Source organism: Methylosinus sp. is20ea, assembly GCF_059718135.1.
In genome coordinates this window covers 123,965-143,908 of sequence record NZ_AP046090.1, presented here as the reverse complement: position 1 = coordinate 143,908, position 19,944 = coordinate 123,965, and the positions used below count along the sequence as shown (strand labels likewise).

Annotated in this window: 10 protein-coding genes and 6 pseudogenes; 10 read left to right on the top strand and 6 right to left on the bottom strand. The window is 62.1% G+C overall.

Annotation, left to right across the window (positions count from 1 at the left end):
* Window positions 1-45 precede the first annotated feature (45 nt).
* Window positions 46-522, top strand: a pseudogene (locus tag AC6IY7_RS20060) (IS6 family transposase); the annotation flags it as partial.
* Window positions 523-623: 101 nt separating this feature from the next.
* Here AC6IY7_RS20060 and AC6IY7_RS20055 read toward each other — a convergent pair.
* Both AC6IY7_RS20055 and AC6IY7_RS20050 read right to left on the bottom strand, forming a co-directional pair.
* Window positions 624-1,331: an IS6 family transposase gene (locus AC6IY7_RS20055; protein WP_497783006.1), complete on the bottom strand. Its 708-nt coding sequence runs from the start codon at window positions 1,329-1,331 to the stop codon at window positions 624-626.
* Window positions 1,332-1,466: 135 nt separating this feature from the next.
* Window positions 1,467-4,766 (bottom strand): autotransporter outer membrane beta-barrel domain-containing protein, encoded by a 3,300-nt coding sequence (locus AC6IY7_RS20050; protein ID WP_497783005.1) that lies wholly within the window; start codon window positions 4,764-4,766, stop codon window positions 1,467-1,469.
* Between the two features lie 259 nt (window positions 4,767-5,025).
* Here AC6IY7_RS20050 and AC6IY7_RS20045 point away from each other — a divergent pair, with 259 nt between their 5' ends.
* Both AC6IY7_RS20045 and AC6IY7_RS20040 read left to right on the top strand, forming a co-directional pair.
* The gene (locus tag AC6IY7_RS20045; RefSeq protein WP_497783004.1) at window positions 5,026-6,486 is read left to right on the top strand and encodes a DUF1800 domain-containing protein; all 1,461 of its coding nucleotides are present in this window, start codon (window positions 5,026-5,028) and stop codon (window positions 6,484-6,486) included.
* A 2-nt stretch (window positions 6,487-6,488) separates the two neighbouring features.
* Complete coding sequence (locus AC6IY7_RS20040; protein WP_497783003.1) at window positions 6,489-7,709, top strand: DUF1501 domain-containing protein; 1,221 nt, start codon at window positions 6,489-6,491, stop codon at window positions 7,707-7,709.
* A gap of 285 nt (window positions 7,710-7,994) precedes the next feature.
* On the opposite strand, the gene AC6IY7_RS20035 is transcribed toward AC6IY7_RS20040, so the two are convergent.
* Together AC6IY7_RS20035 and AC6IY7_RS20030 are read right to left on the bottom strand one after the other, a co-directional pair.
* Window positions 7,995-8,666 (bottom strand): IS6 family transposase, encoded by a 672-nt coding sequence (locus AC6IY7_RS20035; RefSeq protein ID WP_497783142.1) that lies wholly within the window; start codon window positions 8,664-8,666, stop codon window positions 7,995-7,997.
* 78 nt (window positions 8,667-8,744) lie between these two features.
* Window positions 8,745-9,488, bottom strand: a pseudogene (locus AC6IY7_RS20030) (IS256 family transposase); the annotation flags it as partial.
* A gap of 288 nt (window positions 9,489-9,776) precedes the next feature.
* On the opposite strand from AC6IY7_RS20030, the gene AC6IY7_RS20025 reads away from it, so the two are divergent.
* The 6 genes and pseudogenes from AC6IY7_RS20025 (at window position 9,777) to AC6IY7_RS20000 (ending at window position 17,804) form a co-directional block, all read left to right on the top strand.
* The gene (locus AC6IY7_RS20025) at window positions 9,777-10,805 is read left to right on the top strand and encodes an IS110 family RNA-guided transposase (protein ID WP_497782570.1); all 1,029 of its coding nucleotides are present in this window, start codon (window positions 9,777-9,779) and stop codon (window positions 10,803-10,805) included.
* A gap of 269 nt (window positions 10,806-11,074) precedes the next feature.
* A pseudogene (gene istA, locus AC6IY7_RS20020) lies at window positions 11,075-11,779 on the top strand (IS21 family transposase); the annotation flags it as partial.
* 44 nt (window positions 11,780-11,823) lie between these two features.
* Window positions 11,824-11,997: pseudogene (locus tag AC6IY7_RS20015) on the top strand (IS110 family transposase); the annotation flags it as partial.
* 174 nt (window positions 11,998-12,171) lie between these two features.
* Complete coding sequence (locus AC6IY7_RS20010; protein WP_497783002.1) at window positions 12,172-14,313, top strand: DUF6165 family protein; 2,142 nt, start codon at window positions 12,172-12,174, stop codon at window positions 14,311-14,313.
* A 315-nt stretch (window positions 14,314-14,628) separates the two neighbouring features.
* The gene (locus AC6IY7_RS20005; protein ID WP_497783001.1) at window positions 14,629-14,853 is read left to right on the top strand and encodes a hypothetical protein; all 225 of its coding nucleotides are present in this window, start codon (window positions 14,629-14,631) and stop codon (window positions 14,851-14,853) included.
* Window positions 14,854-15,365: 512 nt separating this feature from the next.
* Entirely contained in the window at window positions 15,366-17,804 is a 2,439-nt protein-coding gene (locus tag AC6IY7_RS20000; RefSeq protein WP_497783000.1) for a TonB-dependent receptor, read from the top strand.
* Between the two features lie 395 nt (window positions 17,805-18,199).
* Here the strand turns inward: AC6IY7_RS20000 and AC6IY7_RS19995 are convergent, their stop codons facing one another.
* Both AC6IY7_RS19995 and AC6IY7_RS19990 read right to left on the bottom strand, forming a co-directional pair.
* Window positions 18,200-18,910: a class I SAM-dependent methyltransferase gene (locus tag AC6IY7_RS19995; protein ID WP_497782999.1), complete on the bottom strand. Its 711-nt coding sequence runs from the start codon at window positions 18,908-18,910 to the stop codon at window positions 18,200-18,202.
* Between the two features lie 10 nt (window positions 18,911-18,920).
* A pseudogene (locus AC6IY7_RS19990) lies at window positions 18,921-19,307 on the bottom strand (aldo/keto reductase); the annotation flags it as partial.
* 62 nt (window positions 19,308-19,369) lie between these two features.
* Here AC6IY7_RS19990 and AC6IY7_RS19985 point away from each other — a divergent pair.
* Window positions 19,370-19,934 (top strand): annotated as a pseudogene (locus tag AC6IY7_RS19985) (IS6 family transposase); the annotation flags it as partial.
* Window positions 19,935-19,944: the final 10 nt, after the last annotated feature.

The following is a 19,944-nucleotide window of genomic DNA, read 5'->3' as shown; positions in this document are numbered from 1 at the left end:
GCTCTCCTCACGCCGTCATCACCCACTTTCCGCCATAGCTCGCGCAAGCGCGCGATCGGATCCAGCTGGCGTCTCGATGAGACCTACGTGAAAGTCAAAGGCTGCTGGAAATATCTGTATGGGGCGGTCGACAAGGCAGGCGCGACGGTGGATTTCCTGCTAACGGGCAAGAGAGACTGCCAAGCCGCGCTTCGCTTTTTGCGCAAGGCGATCGGCCAGCATGGCGCGCCGGAGAAGATCACGATCGACAAGAGCGGCGCCAACACGGCGGCGATCGAAAGCTACAATGCGGAGCATGAAGCGGACATCGAAATCCGCCGCATCAAATATCTCAATAATATTGTCGAACAGGACCATCGAGCGGTGAAGCGAGTGACGCGGCCGATGTTGGGTTTCAAATCATTTCGATCGGCCGCTGCGACACTCTCGGGGATCGAGCTCATGCATATGATCAGAAAGGACCAGTTGCAGACCAGGGGCAAATTGCGTCCAGCGCAGCAGTTCTATGCCCTCGCCGCGTGAGCCACGTCATTCTCACACGCTCATCGCGTCCATAAACAAAATTTGCGACAAAGCCAATTTTTGCGGATAGCTACGCGATGGGGTCCGGCAGTTCGTTAGGATCAGGCAGCGAGCACCGCACTCCAGATTTCGGGCGCAGTTGTCCCGGCGGCTCTAAATCTGCTCAGCGAGAATTGACCCTTCCTGATGCGATGCATGAGTTCGACGCCGGCGATCGTGATCGCCGCATGTCGAAGTCGCTTGAACCCGAGCATCGGCCCCAAATGAAGCTTGATGGATCGGTGATCCTGTTCAATCAGATTATTCAGGTATTTCGAAGATCGAATTCGAGTCCGTTCGCCGCCTCGATGCTGTGCGAGAAGCTCGCGCGCCGCCCGATGTGACGCCTGATATCCGTCGAGCGTGATTTTGCGCGGCGGCCGTCCGTGGCTCGCGAACGCACGACGGAAAAACGCTTTGGCGGCAGCGACATCTCGCTTCGCGCGCAGCAAAAAATCCACTGTTTTTCCCGCCTTGTCGACGGCGCGGTAGAGATAGACCCACCGCCCCTTGATTTTGACGTAGGTCTCATCGACGCGCCACGATCCGCCAGCCCGGCGCGCGAAACGGTTCCACCGCTTTTCGAACTCCGGAACGTAGCGCTGAACCCAGCGCATGATGGTCGTATGGGCCAACGACAAGCCGCGCTCCGCCATCATTTCCACGAGATCTCGGAAGCTGAGCTTGTATCGCAGATACCAGCGCACGCAGAGAACGATGATTTCGCGGTCGTAATGGCGTCCTTTGAAGAGATCGTCCACGCTCAGCATCGCCCATAACCCCAGCGTCCGGTTGCGCCCGCGGAAGGATTATGTCCCGCTCACGCCGTTTGCACCAGAACCCTAACGAGAACTGAAGCTGAAGGCCTTGCGCACACGGACGAACGGGGGCGATCGGATCGCGCTTCACCAATTGTAGCGGAGACCCGCGCTACCGACATAATTCTGCGAGCGCCTCGCGAATTCTCCGTCAAATTTGGCGAAGAGCGCAGCGCCATGTGGGAGGCGCAGCTCCAATCCTGTCGTCAGCAGGCACGAATTCTTGATCGGCCTCGCGCCTTCGACCGAAAAGCTCGAGCCGGGAAGCAACGCGAAGGACGCGGCGAGGATCGGATTGCCGACCCAGTCATGCGCATAGGCGCCACGCGCCCGCAGCAGCAGAACGGCGTCGCCGGGGGCCGCTATGATCCGAACGAAACGCGCGCCCGCTTCACCGCGCGTATCGGACGACGTCCGTCCCCGATAGGTCAGAGCGAAGCCGCCGCCAGTGGCGTCGTTTTCCGTATAGCCCGGCGTCGAGAGGCCCTGCACCTGCGCGCCGACATAAGGCGTCACGCCGCCGAGTGAACTCGCGAGACGATAGCCGCTCTCGACGCGTCCGCCATAGCTCTGCGCATTCGAGGCGCCGGCAAGCATATCGCCGAAAGCCGATTGGCGTTGCGTCGAGAGCCAATGTTCGGAGAAGGCGAAGGCGGCCGAGACATGCAGCGCGTCGAAGCGCGTCGATCCATAGACGCCGGCCTGAAGGACGTCTCCATGTCCGCCGCCCAGCCCTTCCGACAAATCCCAATTCTCGCCGCCGCCGGCCATGGCGACGCCGAACGTCGTCTGCGGGTCGACGCGATAATCGAGACCCGCCGCGACGCCGAACAGATTCGCGGAGACGTCATGGCTGCCGGTCCTATCCGCATCGCCGGCGAGATGGCCACGGCCGCCGAAGGATTTGGCCCATATGCTCCACCGTCGCGCGGCGTCGGGCGCGGCTCGCGTCGCGGCGCCGGCGATGTGTAAAATCTCATTCGCGATGCGCGGCTCGCTCTCCGCATAGGCGAGCGCCGGCGCGAGCGAGCCGACCCCGCCGACGTCGCCGCCGTCGCGACCAGGAACGGAGGGTTCGAGCATCGTGTCGAGGAAGCGTGCCCCCGATTGGAAGATCGTCTGCTGCGCGCCTGTCGCGGCCTCACCGGAGAGCGGGGCGAGCGCCGCGCCGCCCAGCCCGAACACTTTGACGAAATTCGGCGGCAGCAGGCCGCCTGCGTTGAAATAGCGGTCGAGACCGCTGGCGACGCTATGCTGATCGCTCGGCAGCAGGGCTGCGCTGGCGAGGTTCGCATTGAGGCTCAGATAGACCTCATTCGTCGAATAGCTCAGGCTCTGTGTCAGGCCGGGCGGCAGATTGGGGGAGGCGAGGCCCGTGAAGCTGGTTCCCCCGAGCCCGTTCGCCGCCTTCAGAATCGTATAGCTTCTCGCGAGATAGCTTCCCCGCGCATAGAAAGCCACGACAGCGCCGCCGGTCAGCGACGCCTTGCCGGCGACTGCGGCGCGCGAGGCCGTCGTCGGATCGATCTGCACGAGATAAGTCGAGCCCGCGGAGAAGGCGAGATCGCCGGCGACGGTCGTAGCGCTCGCCGCCGCACCCGATCCCGGCGCGAAAACGCCGCCGCGATCGACGTTCAATGCGCCGACGGTTCCGACGCCGGACAGCGTGGCTCCGGCCCGCACCGTCGTGAGCGACGACGAGGCGATTGAGCCGTCGACGATCAGCGTTCCGCCGTCGACGGAAGTGGAGCCCAAATAGCGGTTCGTTCCGGAGAGCGTCTCGGCGCCCGCCTGCAGCGACACTCCCCCCAAGCCGACGATCACGCCGGCGTAGGAACCGTTCGCATTGGCGAGAGTGAGCGTATTTGCGCCGAGCACGATAGCGCTGGCGGCATCGCCCGAGAGCGCCGCGATTTTCGCGGCGGAGGTCGCTCCCGAAATATCGAAGAGGCCGCCGGCCGACACGGCGACGCCACTCGACGTCGATATGGAGCCGGGACCGACGAGGGCGAGCGCGCCGCCGGTGATCGTCGTCGCGCCCGTATAGGTGTTCGCGCCGCTCAGAGTGGCGGAGCCGCCGGCGGTCACAGTGACGCCACCCGGTCCGGAGATGACGCCGGCGAGCCCGAGAGGCACGGAGTCCGAGCCGATGACGAGCGGCGCGGATGCGGTCGTCGAAATAGTCTGATCCGTGACGAAATTCGGCGTGTAGCCGACCGCCTGGCCGGCGAGATCGTACAGCACCGAATTCTGCAGGAAAAATCCGACGCCGTTGATCGTGAGGTTGCTCGCATTATTCAGAGCGACCCTGTAGGGGCCGGCGGAGAAGAGCTGGTCCGTCGTCGGCGTTGCGCCGTTTGCGCCGCCCACGCTCGTCAGCGTCGACCCCGTGGGCAGATTCTGCGCGCCGCCGAGGCTCTTGCTGTTGAGCTGGACGATGAGCGTCCCGGTGTCGAGAAGCGTCGGCACATTCTGCAGCGACGTCGTGACGCCGGCGTTCACGAAGGTGTAATTCATGTTGACGCCATATTCCCAGGAGCTCGGAGCGTTCGAGTTCGGGAAGTTCCTCGGCGTGTTGCCGGGAGGCGAAGTCCAGGCGAGCGTATTCACGGGCCTGAATTGCGCGAGTAGCGCCGGCGTCAGGCCCAGCATCACGCAAGGGCTACAGGCGGTCACGCTCTGCCCGACCTGCGGTCCGTTCACGGACGCCCCGGGGATTGCGGCGTTCAGCGAGGAGAGCGCCTGACCATTCGCCGCGACGATATATCCTGCCGTGGTTCCGGGCACAACGGCCTGGCCGAGCACGCTGCCGACGACCGTGGTGCTCGAATTGGCGCCGGTCCCGGTTCTGAATTGCGCGAAGTCTCCAGCGCCGAAGATGCCGTAATATCCCTGAAACGCGCCGAGCCCCTGCAACGGAACGAGATCGTTGATCGCGACGCCGTTGCGCGAATAGATCGCATTGATGACGAAGCCCGATCGCGCGCCGCTCGGCGTCGTCGCATTCAGCGTCACGCCCGCGCCTGACTGTGTGACCCCGGCGGGATAGAAAACCAGGGAGGGCGCGCTGACGAGATTGCCGGTGAAAGTGTTGCCGCTCGTATAGCTGTAGGAGACGCCGGTCGGCAGCGTCGAGGCCATGCTCGACGGAACCGAGCCGAAGGCGTCGGCCGAATAGGCCGCATTGAACAACGACGATCCGGTGTCGAAGAGATATGGCCGTGGCGCCTGGCCGCCGATTCCGACATCGATCGTCAATATGACGCCGGTTTTCGCTTGCGCCAATTGGAGCGGAATATCGACCGATTGCGCCGATGCGGCGGGAATGAAGGCGAGCCCGGCGACGAGCCCTCGCGTCGCGGGGCCGGAAAACGAAACATGCGCCACAACCCCACCTGCCATTTTTTCAGAAAACAATTTCGCTGTGAAACTGCAAATCAGGCCGGCGCCTCGTGGGCGAGCGTTGTCGTTCGCCCTGCGGCCGGCCGAGCGATTATAAGCAGAGTTTCAGGTTGTCGCTAGAGGAGGCCGCGGCCTGCGCAGGAAAGCGCCGAATGTGCTTCGTTCATTCGCCAGTCAGGTCTTCTCGCTACAAATGACGCGGTTCCGCTATTTCGCGGCGCTTTCCATCGAAGAGGGGAGGAACATGGCCATCGGCCCCGATCCTCGCGGCGCTCTGATCGCTCTCGACAGATTCGGCCTCGGCGCCAAGCCCGGCGATCTCGCCGCAGCCGCCGCCGATCCGCGTGGTTTTATCTTGGAAGAGTTGCGGCGGCCGAATGTCGGCCGGCTCGAAAACGCTTCGCTCGCGCCGTCCAATGTCGCCCTGCAAGCGCTTTTCGCCGATCAGCAGGAAAAACGCATGGAGCGCGAGCGCAATATGGCCGCGGAGGCGACGCGCGTCTCCATGGCCGGCCCCGGGGCGGCGATGGCCGCGCCCGGCCCCGCTGCGCCGCCGCCCGGCGCCGACGGCAAGCCCAAGCCGCAAGAGCCGCCGATCGAGCAGAAATTGTTTCGCGCCGAGGCGATGGCGCGCTTCGAGAAGCAGGCGAGCGCTCAGTCCGGCTTCGTCGAGCGTCTCGTCGCCTTCTGGTCCAATCATTTCGCCATTTCGGTCGCCAAAGGGCAATTCGTGCGCGTCGCCGCCGGGCCTTTCGAGCGCGAGGCGATCCGGCCGCATGCGCTCGGCCGCTTCGCCGATATGCTGGCGGCGGTCGAGAGCCATCCGGCCATGCTCTTCTATCTCGACAATCAGCGCTCCATCGGGCCGGGCTCGGCGGCCGGGCGCTTCGCCGGCAAGGGCCTCAATGAAAATCTCGCACGCGAGATTCTCGAGCTGCATACGCTCGGCGTCGGCGGCGGCTATTCGCAACAGGATGTGACGGCGCTCGCACGCATCATCACGGGTTGGAGCTTCGCGGAGGCGGAGAGCGAGATCGGCGAGCCGGGCGGCTTCGTGTTCAAAGCCAATTGGCACGAGCCGGGCGCGCCGATTCTGCTCGACAAGAGCTATCCACAAACGGGCCGCGACCAAGGCGCGGCGGCACTCGCCGATATCGCCCGCCACCCGGCGACGGCGACGCATATAGCGACCAAGCTCGCGCGGCATTTCATCGCCGACGCGCCGCCGAAGCCGATCGTCGAGGCGCTCGCCAAAACATTTCACGATACGGACGGCGATCTCTCCGCCGTCGCGGAAAAGCTGATCGAGAGCGATCTCGCCTGGAGCGAGCCGCTCTCGAAAATCCGCTCGCCGGATGAATTTCTCGTGGCGACGGCGCGGGCGACCAGCGTCCTTCCCAATGATCCGGGCCAATATCTCAATATGCTGAATGCGATGGGAATGCCGCTGTGGCAGCCGCCCGGCCCCAATGGCTATCCGGACAGTCTCGACGCCCTGGCCTCGCCCGAGGCGATGAAGCTGCGCCTCGACGTCGCCTGGCAAATCGCGCAAAGGCTGAAGGATATTGGCCATCCGCTCAGCGTGCTCGACACTGCCGCCGGCCTCGCCGCCTCGCGCGAGACGCGGGAGGCGGTGTCGCGCGCGGAATCGCGTCCGCAGGCGCTCGCCATTCTTCTGATGTCCCCCGAATTTCAACGGAGGTGACGATGACCGTCTCGTCTTCCCTTTCCCGCCGTCGTTTGCTCGCGGTCAGTGGCGTGTCTCTGGCGCTGGCGCATTTTCCACGCGCGGCGAGCGCTGCGGCGGCGCGCGATCCGCGCCTCGTCGTCATTGTGCTGCGCGGCGCGCTGGACGGACTATCGGCCGTCGCGCCGATCGGCGATCCAGATTACGCCGCGCTGCGCGGGTCGCTTGCCCTTTCGCCCGTCGGCGAGAAGCCCGCCCTGCCGCTCGACGGATTTTTCGCGCTGCATCCCGCCATGCCGGTCTTCGCGCGGCTCTATAAGGAAGGCTGCGCGAGCGTCGTTCATGCGGTCGCGACGAGCTATCGCGAGCGCTCGCATTTCGACGGCCAAGATGTGCTGGAGAGCGGCTACGCCGGGCCGGGCCACACGGAGTCGGGCTGGCTCAATCGCGCCGTCTTCGCGCTGCAATCCTCGGAGACAGCGCGGCGCCGCGGGCTCGGCGTCGGCGCGGTGACGCCGCTCGTCATGCGCGGGCCGGCGCCGGCGCTCGGCTGGGCGCCGCAGGTGCTGCCGCCGGCGGGCGAGGATCTCGCCCAGCGCGTGCTCGATCTCTACACGCATAGCGATCCGGCCCTCGGCGCGGCGCTGCGCGCGGGGCTCGACGCCGACAGAATCGCGACCTCGGGCGGGCTCACCGGCGACATCGCCAAGGCGCGCGGCGGCATGGACCAGCCCAATGGGATGCGTCAGGCGGCGATGGGCGCGGCGCGGCTGCTGGCGACGCCGGACGGCCCGCGCGTCGCAGCGCTCGCCTTCGACGGCTGGGACACCCACGCCAATGAGAACGGCCTTTTGGCGACGCGCCTCTCGGGCCTCGACGGCGCCCTCGAGGAATTCGAGAAAGGCCTCGGCGAAGTCTGGAAGGACACCGCCGTCGTCGCCGTCACCGAATTCGGCCGAACGGCGCGCGTCAATGGCACCGGCGGGTCCGATCATGGGACGGCGAGTGTTGCATTTTTGGCCGGCGGGGCGGTGAAGGGCGCGCGGGTCGTCGCCGAATGGCCGGGATTGAAGACGAACCAGCTCTATCAGGGACGCGACCTCGCCCCGACGCAGGATCTGCGCGCTGTGCTGAAAGGCCTCATCGCCGACCAGTTCGGCCTCTCGGCGCAGACGCTCGCGGAAAAGGCCTTTCCCGACTCCGCCGCCGTTCCACCCTTGCGAGGGCTCATCGCTGGATGAATACTGGAGGCCGACCCAAGCCCTGCCGGCATTGTGAAAGGCGGGGGCCACGGCGATGGCCAGGAGGCCCGGGATCAGTGTCAGGACGAGCGAGGGGAAGAAGACCCATGTCGCGATCGCAGCCATCGCGCCGCGGATAAGCGTAGCCGGCCAGCGAACTCGGCGGCGGCGCGAGATTTTCGAGCACGAGCAGGGCTCGAGCGAGCCCATGAACCCGACCGCCCCCATCGGGCTTTGTCGCAAATTTTGTTTATGGACGCGATGAGCGTGTGAGAATGACGTGGCTCACGCGGCGAGGGCATAGAACTGCTGCGCTGGACGCAATTTGCCCCTGGTCTGCAACTGGTCCTTTCTGATCATATGCATGAGCTCGATCCCCGAGAGTGTCGCAGCGGCCGATCGAAATGATTTGAAACCCAACATCGGCCGCGTCACTCGCTTCACCGCTCGATGGTCCTGTTCGACAATATTATTGAGATATTTGATGCGGCGGATTTCGATGTCCGCTTCATGCTCCGCATTGTAGCTTTCGATCGCCGCCGTGTTGGCGCCGCTCTTGTCGATCGTGATCTTCTCCGGCGCGCCATGCTGGCCGATCACCTTGCGCAAAAAGCGAAGCGCGGCTTGGCAGTCTCTCTTGCCCGTTAGCAGGAAATCCACCGTCGCGCCTGCCTTGTCGACCGCCCGATACAGATATTTCCAGCAGCCTTTGACTTTCACATAGGTCTCATCGAGACGCCAGCTGGATCCGATCGCGCGCTTGCGAGCACGGAACTGTTTCTCCAGCAAAGGCGCATACTTGACGACCCAGCGGTTGAGCGTGGAATGGTCGACGTCGACGCCTCGCTCTTCCATCATTTCCTCGAGTTGACGATAGCTCATCGGATACGCCACATACCAGCGGACGCCCCACAGGATCACGTCGCGTTCAAAATGGCTGCCCTTGAAATCAATCATCGCGCTATTCCGCCTGCTCAGCTGCCTGCGATCGTAGCCCATATCGACCCGCGTCAAAAAAATTGCGACAAAGCCGTCGAACATGATGGCGAATTGATTTTTCGCCTCGCACCATTCACGTGGCTCCACTCTCCCGCGACTTGGCGCAAGACGAGATAGACGAGCATCATCGCCGCATCGTCAGTCGGAAAATGTCCTCGGGTCCGCACGGCGCGCCGCAGCTTCGCGTTCAACGATTCTATGGCGTTCGTAGTTTATATGATCCGCCGCACCGCTATTGGAAAGGCGAAAAACGGGATGACCTGCTCCCAATTGCGCCGCCAGCCCTGCGCGATCGACGGATATTTCTCGCCCCAATGGCCGCCGTCGAAGGCCTCCAGAGCTTCGCGGGCCGCCTCGGCGGTCGGGGCGCGATAGATCGTCTTCAGCGCGCCGGCGATCGCCTTGCGCTCCTTGTATAAGGCGAATTCCATCGAGTTCGAATGAGATGCGCGATGCAGGTCTGCACGGCCGTCTGCAGAAACACCGCATTGATCGCCTCCGGAAAGTCCTCGAGCCATCGACCACGGCGATCAGCATGTCGCCGACGCCGCGGTTCTTCAGTTCATTCTTCACTCGAAGCCAGAATTTGGCGCCCTCCGAGGTTTCGATCCAAAGGCCCAGAATGTCCTTCGTTCCGTCCGGCGTGACGCCGAGCGCGACATAGACGGCCTTGTTGCGAACTAGGCCCTCATCGCGGATTTTCACGCGCAGCGCGTCGAAGAAGACCAGGGGATACATCGCCTCCTGCGGCGGATTTTGCCATTCGGCGACCGTTTCCAGTGCGAATTCCGACGCAATCCGGCCGGGGATTCCGATTTGATCCCGGCCGGCGTTCCGATTTGAAGTCGGCCACCATTCCGAACTGAAGGCGGCCACCGGGAGGCCCTTCCGGTCCTCTTTTCGTCTGCTGCCCGCAGGTCAGCAACCGCGGCATTCCGCTCGTCGAGATCGACGAGGAGAACGGGATGCCGGCGAAGAGAGAACTGATGGAGTGGATGCCCCCTCCGACGGCATTGTGATGTGCCAATGTGATGTTTGTTCAAACGTCACAGTAAGGAGATTGCATCCATGACTGAGATTAGCATCATCGGACTTGATCTGGCAAAGCGGGTTTTCCAGCTCCACGGAGCGCGGGCCGACGGCAGTATCGGCTTTCGGAGGAAGGTGACGCGAGGCCAGCTTCTGGCATTTCTGGGCACTGTGCCGCGTTGTATCGTGGCGATGGAAGCCTGTGCGACGGCGCACTATTGGGCGCGCGAGATCGATGCGCTGGGGCACTCGGTTCGACTGATTCCTCCGATCTACGTCAAGCCGTTCGTCAAGCGCCAGAAGAACGACGCTGCCGACGCGGAGGCGATCGCGGAGGCGGCGGTGCGACCGACCATGCGGTTCGTCGCCGCCAAGACCATCCGGCAGCAGGCCGGAGCGATGGTCTTTCGAACGCGCGACCTGTTCGTGCGTCAGCGTACGCAGCTGATCAACGCCCTACGGGCTCATCTGGCCGAGCATGGCGTTATCGCGGCGCAGGGCGTCGCCAACGTCACGGCGCTTGCCGACGTCGTCGAAGACGAGGCGAACGGTCTCGATGTTGTGGTGGTCGAGACGGCGCGGCTTTACCTCGAACAGATAGATCTCCTGTCGGCCAGGATCGGGACCCTGGAAAAGACGTTGAAAAGCGAAGCCGCTCATGCAGCCACGACATCGCGGCTGATGACCATGCCTGGGATCGGGCCGGTGTCTGCGATGGCGATCGAAACCTTCGCTCCGGCGATGACGGCCTTTAAGAGAGGAAGGGACTTTGCCGCCTGGGTGGGCCTCGTGCCGAGGCAGCACTCCAGCGGCGGCAAGCCGGTTCTCGGCGGCATCTCCAAAATGGGCCAGCGCGACATAAGGCGGCTTCTGATCACCGGCGCCATGGCCGTGGTGCGTTGGGCCTGCCGCAAGGGGGGCGCCGAGGGAAGCTGGCTGGCCCGCATGCTGGCGCGCAAGCCACGCAAACTGGTGGCGATCGCGTTGGCCAACAAGATGGCGCGGGCGGTCTGGGCCATGCTGACCAGGAATGAGGATTACAGACAAGCAGACCCCGTTCCGGCCTGATCGGCAACGATCCGGTCCGGGCGCGTCGGCGTGCGAGGAGGTCAGTGAACGGTAAGGGCAAAGCGATCGGTCAGGGCGGGCCTGGAAAAGCATGCGAGTCATCGAGCTTCAAAGCTCGCAGAACTGATCTGCACTAGGTCCGCGCATCTCCATACCGGCCAGCGGTCCGCATCCGGCCGCAAGCAAAGGCCTGATACATGACCGCACCCGATCGCACGCCGGCGCCGATCAAAGACCACTTGCGCGAACGGGGGCATCCATACATGACGATGCGACAACTTCGCCAGATGCTGCGGCTCGCCCATGAGGGGGTGAGCGCGCGGGAGATCGGGCAGCGGCTCGGCGTGGCGTGCAGCACGGTGCAGGATTATTTGAAGCGAACGACGGCGGCGGGGCTCATCTGGCCGCTGCCGGAGGAAACGAGCGACGACGCTTTGGAGAAGCGGCTGTTCGCGCGCGTGGGCGTCGAGACGGGCCAGCGGCGCCGGGTCGAGCCGGACTGGGCGGAGCTCGCGCGGGAGATGAAGCGCCCCGGGGTCAATCTGATGATCCTGTGGGAGGAATATCGGGAGGCTTATCCCGAGGGCTATGGCTACAGCCGGTTCTGCGATCTTTTTCGTGGCTTCGAGCGGCGGCTGACGCCGGTGATGCGGCAGCATCACGTCGCCGGCGACAAGGCCTTCGTCGATTATTCCGGCAAGCGGATCGGGATCGTGAACCCGGCGACCGGCGAGATCCGCGAGGCGGAGATTTTCGTCGCCGTGCTCGCCGCCTCCAATCTCACCTACGCCGAGGCGATTTGGACGCAGAAGCTGGCGGATTGGACCGGCGCGCATGTGCGCATGTTTCGCTTTTTCGGCGGAACGCCACGGCTGCTTGTTCCCGATAATCTGAAGAACGGCGTCAACAAGGCCTCGTTCTACGACCCCGAGATCAATGGTTCTGATGGGATGGACGCCCCCCGACGGCCTCGATGTGCCAGAGTGGAGGTGTTGAATCTCACTCGAGGGAGGCGTCCTTGAAAAAAGTTAGCACTATCGGATTGGATCTGGCGAAGAATGTTTTTCAAGCTCATGGCGCGGATTCGTCGGGGGCCGTCATTTTCCGCAAGAAACTGCGGCGAGCGCAGGTGCTGGAATTCTTTGGGGCCCAATCACCCTGCGTCGTGGCCACGGAGGCTTGCGGAGGGTCGTTAATCGCCCTTCCCACAGGCAGGTGACAGGATAGCCATCGGCAGCATAGGATAATCATGCGGGTGTGGTTCCCCTGAATTGGCGCGGATCGCCTTCGACAACAAAATCCTTCCCCAATTCAGTGAATCGAGCCACATCTACCAGCAAGGCGGGTTGGCTTTGGAGCTATCGAGATGTCGAGTTACACGAACAAACCTTCTCCTTCGACACAAATCTCGGCGTCGATATCGGGACGCCTGTTCCGAGCTATCGACTTTCATCAAAATGGCCATCTATCTCATGCGGAGAAAATATACCTTTTGATTCTTGCCGAAGATCCGATTCAAGTCACCGCATTGCATCTGCTCGGCGTCATCATGATCCAAACAGATCGTCCGGAACGCGGCATGGAGTTGATCGATAAGGCGCTGTCGATCAAGCCCGATGACCCCGACGTGCTCTACATCCGCGGCAATGCGCTCCAGATGCTGAAGCGCTTCGACGAGGCGTTGGCGTCCTACGACATGGCCATCGCCATTGCTCCCGACTACGTCGACGCGCACTTCAATCGCGCCAACACGCTCCAGATGCTCAAGCGGCTCGACGAGGCAGTGATGTCCTACGGCAGAGCGCTGTCGATAAAGCCCGACTATGTCGACGCGGTCATCAATCACGGCAATGCTCTCCAGGAGCTCCACCGGCTCGACGAGGCGTTGGCGGCCTATGACAAAGCGCTGTCGATAAAGCCCGGCTATGCTGCCGCCCTCATCAATCGCGGCGGCGCGCTCCAAGAGCTGAAACGGTTCGCCGAAGCGTTGGCGTCTTACGACCATGCGCTGTCGATCAAACCCGACTTCACGGAGGCTCATTATAATCGCGGTAACGCGCTCCTAGAGCTCAAGCGCCTCGATGAAGCGTCGGCCTCCTACGACAAGGCGCTGTCGATCCAGCCCGACTATGCCGACGCCCTCTACAATCGCGGATTGCTCGCGCTGCTCAGAGGCGACTTTATCGCAGGATGGTCTGGGTATGAAAGCCGATGGGATCGCAAAGAAGCGCCAAGGAGAAGCCTATCGATTTCGTGTCCGACATGGATCGGCGAGGACGTCGCCGGCAAGAGAATAATCGTGTACGATGAGCAAGGCCTAGGAGATGTAATTCAATTTTGTAGATATTTCCTACATCTCACCGCATATGGAGCGGATGTGACATTCATTGTGCGCTATAGCCTACTTGGTCTGATGCGCTACTCTATCGTAGGCGTCCGGTTCGTGCCCAGCCTTCCTGAAGGCGAGACCTTCGACTATCAATGTGCTTTGATGAGCCTTCCGTTCGCCTTTGAAAGCCGTCTAAAGCATCCGCCTGGGGAAACGCCTTATCTGCGCGCGGATGCGGAACGCGTACGGAAATGGAAAGCGAGGCTCGGAGACCAAGGTTTCAAGATCGGGATTGCTTGGCAGGGTAGCAAGGCGGGGAAGATCGACATCGGCCGATCGTTTGCGCTCACGGAGTTTCTGGCGATATCGCGGCTGCCGAACGTGCGGCTGATTTCGTTGCAAATAAATGAGGGCGTCGAACAGCTACGCGAATTGCCCGAAGGCATGACGGTCGAGACGCTCGGTGACGACTATGACGCAGGCGATGACGCGTTTGCTGATACGGTGGCGGTCATGGAAAGCTTGGACCTCGTCATCAGCTGTGACACAGCAATCGCGCATCTTGCGGGCGCAATGGCGCGGCCGGTCTGGTTGGCGGTCAAATACGTTCCGGACTGGCGCTGGATGTTGGACCGATTGGAGAGTCCCTGGTATCCGACGATGCGTCTTTTCCGTCAACAGACAAGGGACGATTGGCGTAGCGTCTTCTCGGACATTGAGGGCGCATTGCGTGAGCTGACAGACAAAGAGCGTCAGCGAGCGAAGAAACGCGAACTCGCGACACCACGAGCTCCGGTTTCATGGGGCGAGTTGATCGACAAAATCACGATTCTCGAAATCAAGAGCATCGAGATATTGAAGCCAGCGGCGCGCGCCAACGTGCTGAAGGAACTGCTGCTGTTGCAGGAAATCGTAGATATGTATGGAGGTTGCGACGAGATTTCGAATCTTAAAGACGACCTGAAAACGGTCAACAGCACATTGTGGAAGATCGAAGACGCGATCCGCGAAAAAGAGGGCAGACGAGAATTCGACACCGAGTTCATCGAACTCGCTCGATCAGTCTACAAATTCAACGATGAACGCGCGCTCCTCAAACGACGAATCAATGACGTTCTCAAGTCGGAAATCGTCGAGGAGAAAAGATTCGTCGCAAGCATTACGGCGGTGTCACATTAACTCGGCGTCAGTCCTACCAGCCCGGTGACGAAGTCGGCTTTTGATCAGTCTGGCTCTGGCAAGGCGACGACAGCGATCATAACCGGCGCGCCGTCGAATTCGGGCATGACGACGACGCCGATCGCGACGCCCGTTTGAACGACGAACGGAATGGCCTTTTTGGCGAGGCCGACGAGTGTTCGGGCTCTTGTCCAGGATGGAGAGCGCGGGAATCGCGACACGGCTCGCGGGCGCGGACTGTGCGAGTGATGCGAAACGCTCGGATTGACCTGATTAAATACAAACAAAGATTAAATTGATGGATTCGAGGACGCCGTGCCACAAGATCTGACGCAGGTTTCGGCGAGCGAGCTAATCGCCGCTCATCGTTCGACGGCCCTCTCGCCCGTCGAAGTCGCAACGGCGACGTTGACGCGGATCGCCGAGCTGCAACCGCATTTCAACGCCTATCGCGCGGTCGACGCAGAGGGGACGCTAGCGCAAGCCAAAGCCTCTGAGGCGCGCTGGGCGAAAGGCGCGCCGCTCGGGCTGCTCGATTGAGTTCCCGTCGGCTTCAAGGAATCTGCTCAATGTGAGGGGCTTTCCGTCGCGCAAGGGAAGCCTCGCAACGTCGGGCGCAGTGCAACAGGTCGATTCCCCCTGCCGCACGCCTCCGCGAATCGGGCGCCGTCATATTGGGCAAGACCCAGACGGCCGAATTCGGCCTCAAGGGCATCACGGTGTGAATCGGCTCGACGCTTTGACCCCTAAACGGCATGGGAACATAGATTCAAGCCATTGATTATTCAAGTATATTATTGTGCCCCGCCGATTGGGGGAACGCTCCGCGCCGAGTGACAAGGCAAAGCGACAGATGGACGACCTGCCTCTGACGCCTCCTGCGGCACGGCCTCGACGTCCTCCTCGAAGCTGAACGGCCCGGGTTTTCGGCTTTTTCTTTTTGGGCAAACACGGCGCTGGACGGGTCGCAGATTTATAACATATAAACATAGTATGAATATATATTTATAGGAGGCCAGATGCGGTCGACCCTTTCCATTCACCGACGGAGAATGTCGTCCGGCAGCGCGTTCTTCGTCTATGCGCTCGCGGCCGTCGCCGCGTTCCGGACCTCTTATGCGCAGGAGGCGCAGGTCGAAGACGTTCGTGTCGGAGCCGAGGGCGCGACCCGAAGGGAGGAAAATACGTTGCGCAGCGCCACCCGTTCGGTGGGCTTCGTCAATGGGAAAAAGGCAGAGGAGCAGCATCTCGAGCGCCTGTCCGATTTCTCTCAGCTCGCTCCGAATTATCGGCCCAACGAATCAAATCCCATCGCGTCCCGTCCCGCCATCCGCGGCGTCAGCAGTACGGTAGGGCAGCTCAACCGCGGCAACATCAATCCGGTGGGCGCCGAATTCGACACTGGCTACATCCTCGATAATGTTTTTTGGAAATATGCGGGCTTTCAGGCCGGCGACCTTGTCGACATCTCGTCTTTCGAGCTCGCGCTCGGGCCGCAGGGAACCGCCGGCGGCAAGAATACGACGGTTGGCAATGTGGTCGTCGCGACACAATTGCCGTCCTTCGAGCGGAAGGCGACGATCGAGACGACATTCGCCAATTACAGCCACATCATCGAAAAGCTGAACGTCACCGGACCGATCATCGACGACCGGCTAGCCTACCGGGTGACCGCCTATTTCGACAAGGGCGACGGCTGGATCAGGGATCAGGTCACCGGCGCAAGCTATCTGAACAATGACCGCTGGGGCGTGCGCGGACAGCTTCTCTATGTCGGCGACGAGGTGACCGACCGCCTCATCTTCACCTATGGCGCGCAGCACGAATATACCGCGATCGGCGCCTATACGACAGGTCCCGTGGGCGATTCCGTTCTCGTCTATGCGAATGGAACATTGCCGTCGCGCACTTATGCGCAGAATGTCGCGCTGCGGCTCGGAAAGCCCATTCTGACCTACGATCCGTATCGGCCCTATGACACCAACGCCGGAGGCTTCGGCGAGCGCCATCTCATGGTCTCGAACGAAGCGAACTGGACCTTGGGCCGCAACACGCTCTCTTCGATCACCGCCTATGGCAACTCGCGGGTGATCGGCAATAATCCGTTCGGCAATCAGGAACTGGAGAACAGCGTCGGCGTCTTCTCGCCCTATGTCGATCAGTTCTCGCAAGAATTTCGCCTCTCTTCGCCCAAAGAGGAGCGTCTCGAATGGACCGCGGGACTCTATTCTCTCTATGAGAACGCCTGGAGTCGCACCTATACGCGCTTCGGCAGCGACGCGGCCGCCTGGTATAGCCGCCCGGCGCTGGCGGCGGGCCTGCGGAACAATCGGGACAGCAAGTCGCGAACATTCAGCGTCGCCGGCTATGGGCAGGGAACCTATCACCTAGACGACGCCTTCGCTCTCACCTTCGGCCTGCGAGACAGCTATGAGATCAAGGAAGGCTCCGTATTCAGCTGGGATCAGATCTACGCCAATCAATACACATTCGCCCAGCAAGAGGCGGCCATTCGCGCCGGCGGCGGCCAAGCGCTCTTCGACACTGGCGGACAGAGCAAGACCTTCAATTCCCTCACCGGAATCTTCAACCCGCAATACAAGCTCAACGATAATCTCCTCTTCCACGCTCTCGCCGCGCGCGGCGAGAAGTCGGGCGCGATCAACAATTCGGCCCAGCCGATCCTGGACAGCTCCCTCAACTTCAAAGGCTGGCAGCCGCTCGTCACCAAGCCCGAAACCTCCTGGGACTACGAGATCGGCGTCAACACCAATTGGCTGGACAATCGCCTCATCGCCAATTTCAATTTCTACTGGAGTGACATCTATAATTTCCAGACGAGCCTCACCGACGCCTCCTATACGGACAGCACGGGGCAGCCGATCCGCACATCCTATCTCGGCAATGTCGGTCATCTACGACTGCGCGGGTTCGAATTCGTCGGCAGATGGAGCCCGCTGGAGCGCCTGTGGCTCTCCTTCAACGGCGCTTATACCGAAGCGCGCTGGATCGACTACGCCAATGCCACGCCGCCGACCGACTGGATCTGGCCGACGACAGCGGGCTCGCTCACCGCGCCTTTGACCCTGTCGCGCTCCAACACGCGTTGGGAGAATCTGCCGATCTGGGCGTTCAATGTCGGCGCCACTTACGATCATCCGCTCGGTCCGCTGTTCCGCGACCTCGGACCGGAATGGAACAGCCCGATCACCGGCTTCGGCTATGTCAATGTCGCCTGGCAGGACAAGACGCAGCTCACCGATCCTCATTCGGTGTTGCAATTCTGGCAGCCGGCCTACGCCATAGTGAATGCGGGCATCGGCCTGCGCACCGACGACGAGCGTTACAGCCTTTCGGTGTGGGCCAAGAATCTCTTCGACGAGCGGCCGCTCTATTCCTGGTCGCCCGGCGACGCGAGCAATCCGGCGACGATCGGCCTGCCGAGTCAGCCGCGCGTCTTCGGCGGCACGCTTCGCGTCAAGCTATTGTGAGGGCTGTGGTCGGAATTCGAGCTGCACCGGGTTCGGGATGGATCAAGCGGCGGTTCTGGTTTCGCGGGCGATCTCTATTCTGTCGCGGAATTCGATGCTTTCGACGAGTTTCGGCGTGAATCGGAGCGTCTCGAACGCGCCTCGCCGATTTGGACCCGGCCCGCGCAGTCCGTACAGGCCCGTGGCGAGTGATCGGCCGCATTATGAGGCCGGACACACGAAAACGCCTGACCACATGCATGAACCCAATGAAAAATAGCTCGCATTCCACGGGGCGGCGACACACTATTCACGGCTGCGTTTTGTTGCTCTTGCCGATCCGTCGTGCTGGAGAGCGGCGCTTTCCGCGCTCGAGGCGCAGCAGATACCGCGCGCGCCATTGCGTCACATCGAACTCACTCGATTGGAGCCCCAGCGACCGGCCGCCCGTTGTGACTCGGCCGTCGAGTCGGCCTGAACACTTCGGCACGGGCTTCGACGACCTCCGTTATTTGGCCGCCCGATGCGAAAGGAGACAAGGCCTCGAGAACGGCCTGTCGCATCTTCTCGACGCAGCTCCCGAGCCGTTGAGGCGACGAGGATGATTTCGAAAGCACGCGCTCCACCAAATGCTCGACTGGAATCGTGTGTGCTGTCTCCACGCTTATAGCTTCGGCGCGCCGGAAGCGCGTCCCGGCAAAGAAGACGTCCGGCTTCCCGACATAGCGGTCTGGGCCTGCTGTTTCGGTCCAGCCCCTTCGCGCCTCATCATAGGCGCTGAGCCAAGGATTGCGACCGCCGGCGACGCTGGCGGCGCGGCAAACGAGAATACATCCGCGAGGTCCGACGACGCGATCCAACGCTGCGCGCGTGGGTTGGGGCTCCATCCAATGGAGCGCGCGTCCGATGGTCACGATATCGAAGGTCCCTATGTCGGACGGCAGGGCTTCCGCCCGGCTCTCGATCAGGCGCAATGCCGTGCCCGTGCGCTCCGCCCCTCGGCGCGCGGCCTCGATCATCGCGGACTCGGGATCGACGCCAACGACCTCGCCCACGTAGCGGGCGAAGCCTATGGCCAGCAGGCATGGCCCCGCGCCGAGATCGAGGAGCCTTTCGCGGCCCCTCAAGCCGAGGTCAGCCCACCGCGCCAACGTTTTCGAGAAGCTGCTCCTCGTTGCGCGCGCCGATGATGACATTGGCGACCGTGTCGCGCTGGAGCAGCCAGTTCAAGGCGATCTGCGGGATCGTCTTGCCGGTCTCCTGCGAAATCTGCTCCAATGCGTCGACAACCTGAAACAGGCGTTCCTCATCGAAATGAGGACCGATGCCGGCTATGTCGTGGGCGCGTGTGCCGGGCTTGGCGGGCTGACCGCGGCGGATCTTGCCCGTCAGCTTTCCCCATCCGAGCGGGCTCCAGACGACGGCCCCGACGCCCTGGTCGCGACCGAGATCCAGCAAGTCCCATTCATAGTCGCGATTGAGGAGGGAATAATAGACCTGATGCGCGACATGCCGCGGATACCCACGGTCCAAGCTACTCGACGCGGCTTAGCGTAGGATTTTGGGAAGATTCTGCGATGACCCCTCACACGACCATCATGCGCTGGGTTCAGCGCTACGTTCTGGAGTTCGAAAATCGGTGGAACCGTTTCGCGCCAGGTCGGCGGATCGTGGCGCGTCGATGAGACCTACGCCAAAATCAAGGGGCGCTGGGCCTATCTCTACCGCGCCGTCGACAAGGCGGAAAAAACCGTGGATTTTTTGCTGCTCGCCAAGCGAGATGTCGCCGCGGCCAAAGCGTTTTTCCGTCGTGCGTTCGCGAGCCACGGACGGCCGCCGGGCAAAATCACGCTCGACGGATATCAGGCGTCACATCGGGCGGCGCGCGAGCTTCTCGCACAGCATCGAGGCGGCGCACGGACTCGAATTCGATCTTCGAAATACCTGAATAATCTGATTGAACAGGATCGCCGATCTATCAAGCTTCGTTTGGGACCGATGCTCGGGTTCCAGCGATTCCGACATGCGGCGATCACGATCGCCGGCGTCGAACTCATGCATCGCATCAGAAAGGGTCAATTCGCACTGAGCAGATTTAGAGCCGCCGGGACGACTGCGCCCGAAATCTGGGGTGCGGCGCTCGCTGCCTGATCCTAACGAA

Coding starts and splice junctions, on each gene's coding strand:
- AC6IY7_RS20055 (WP_497783006.1), bottom strand. CDS start 1,331: ATGCTGAGCGTGGACGATCTCTTCAAAGGACGCCATTACGACCGCGAA.
- AC6IY7_RS20045 (WP_497783004.1), top strand. CDS start 5,026: ATGGCCATCGGCCCCGATCCTCGCGGCGCTCTGATCGCTCTCGACAGA.
- AC6IY7_RS20040 (WP_497783003.1), top strand. CDS start 6,489: ATGACCGTCTCGTCTTCCCTTTCCCGCCGTCGTTTGCTCGCGGTCAGT.
- AC6IY7_RS20035 (WP_497783142.1), bottom strand. CDS start 8,666: ATGATTGATTTCAAGGGCAGCCATTTTGAACGCGACGTGATCCTGTGG.
- AC6IY7_RS20025 (WP_497782570.1), top strand. CDS start 9,777: ATGACTGAGATTAGCATCATCGGACTTGATCTGGCAAAGCGGGTTTTC.
- AC6IY7_RS20010 (WP_497783002.1), top strand. CDS start 12,172: ATGTCGAGTTACACGAACAAACCTTCTCCTTCGACACAAATCTCGGCG.
- AC6IY7_RS20000 (WP_497783000.1), top strand. CDS start 15,366: ATGTCGTCCGGCAGCGCGTTCTTCGTCTATGCGCTCGCGGCCGTCGCC.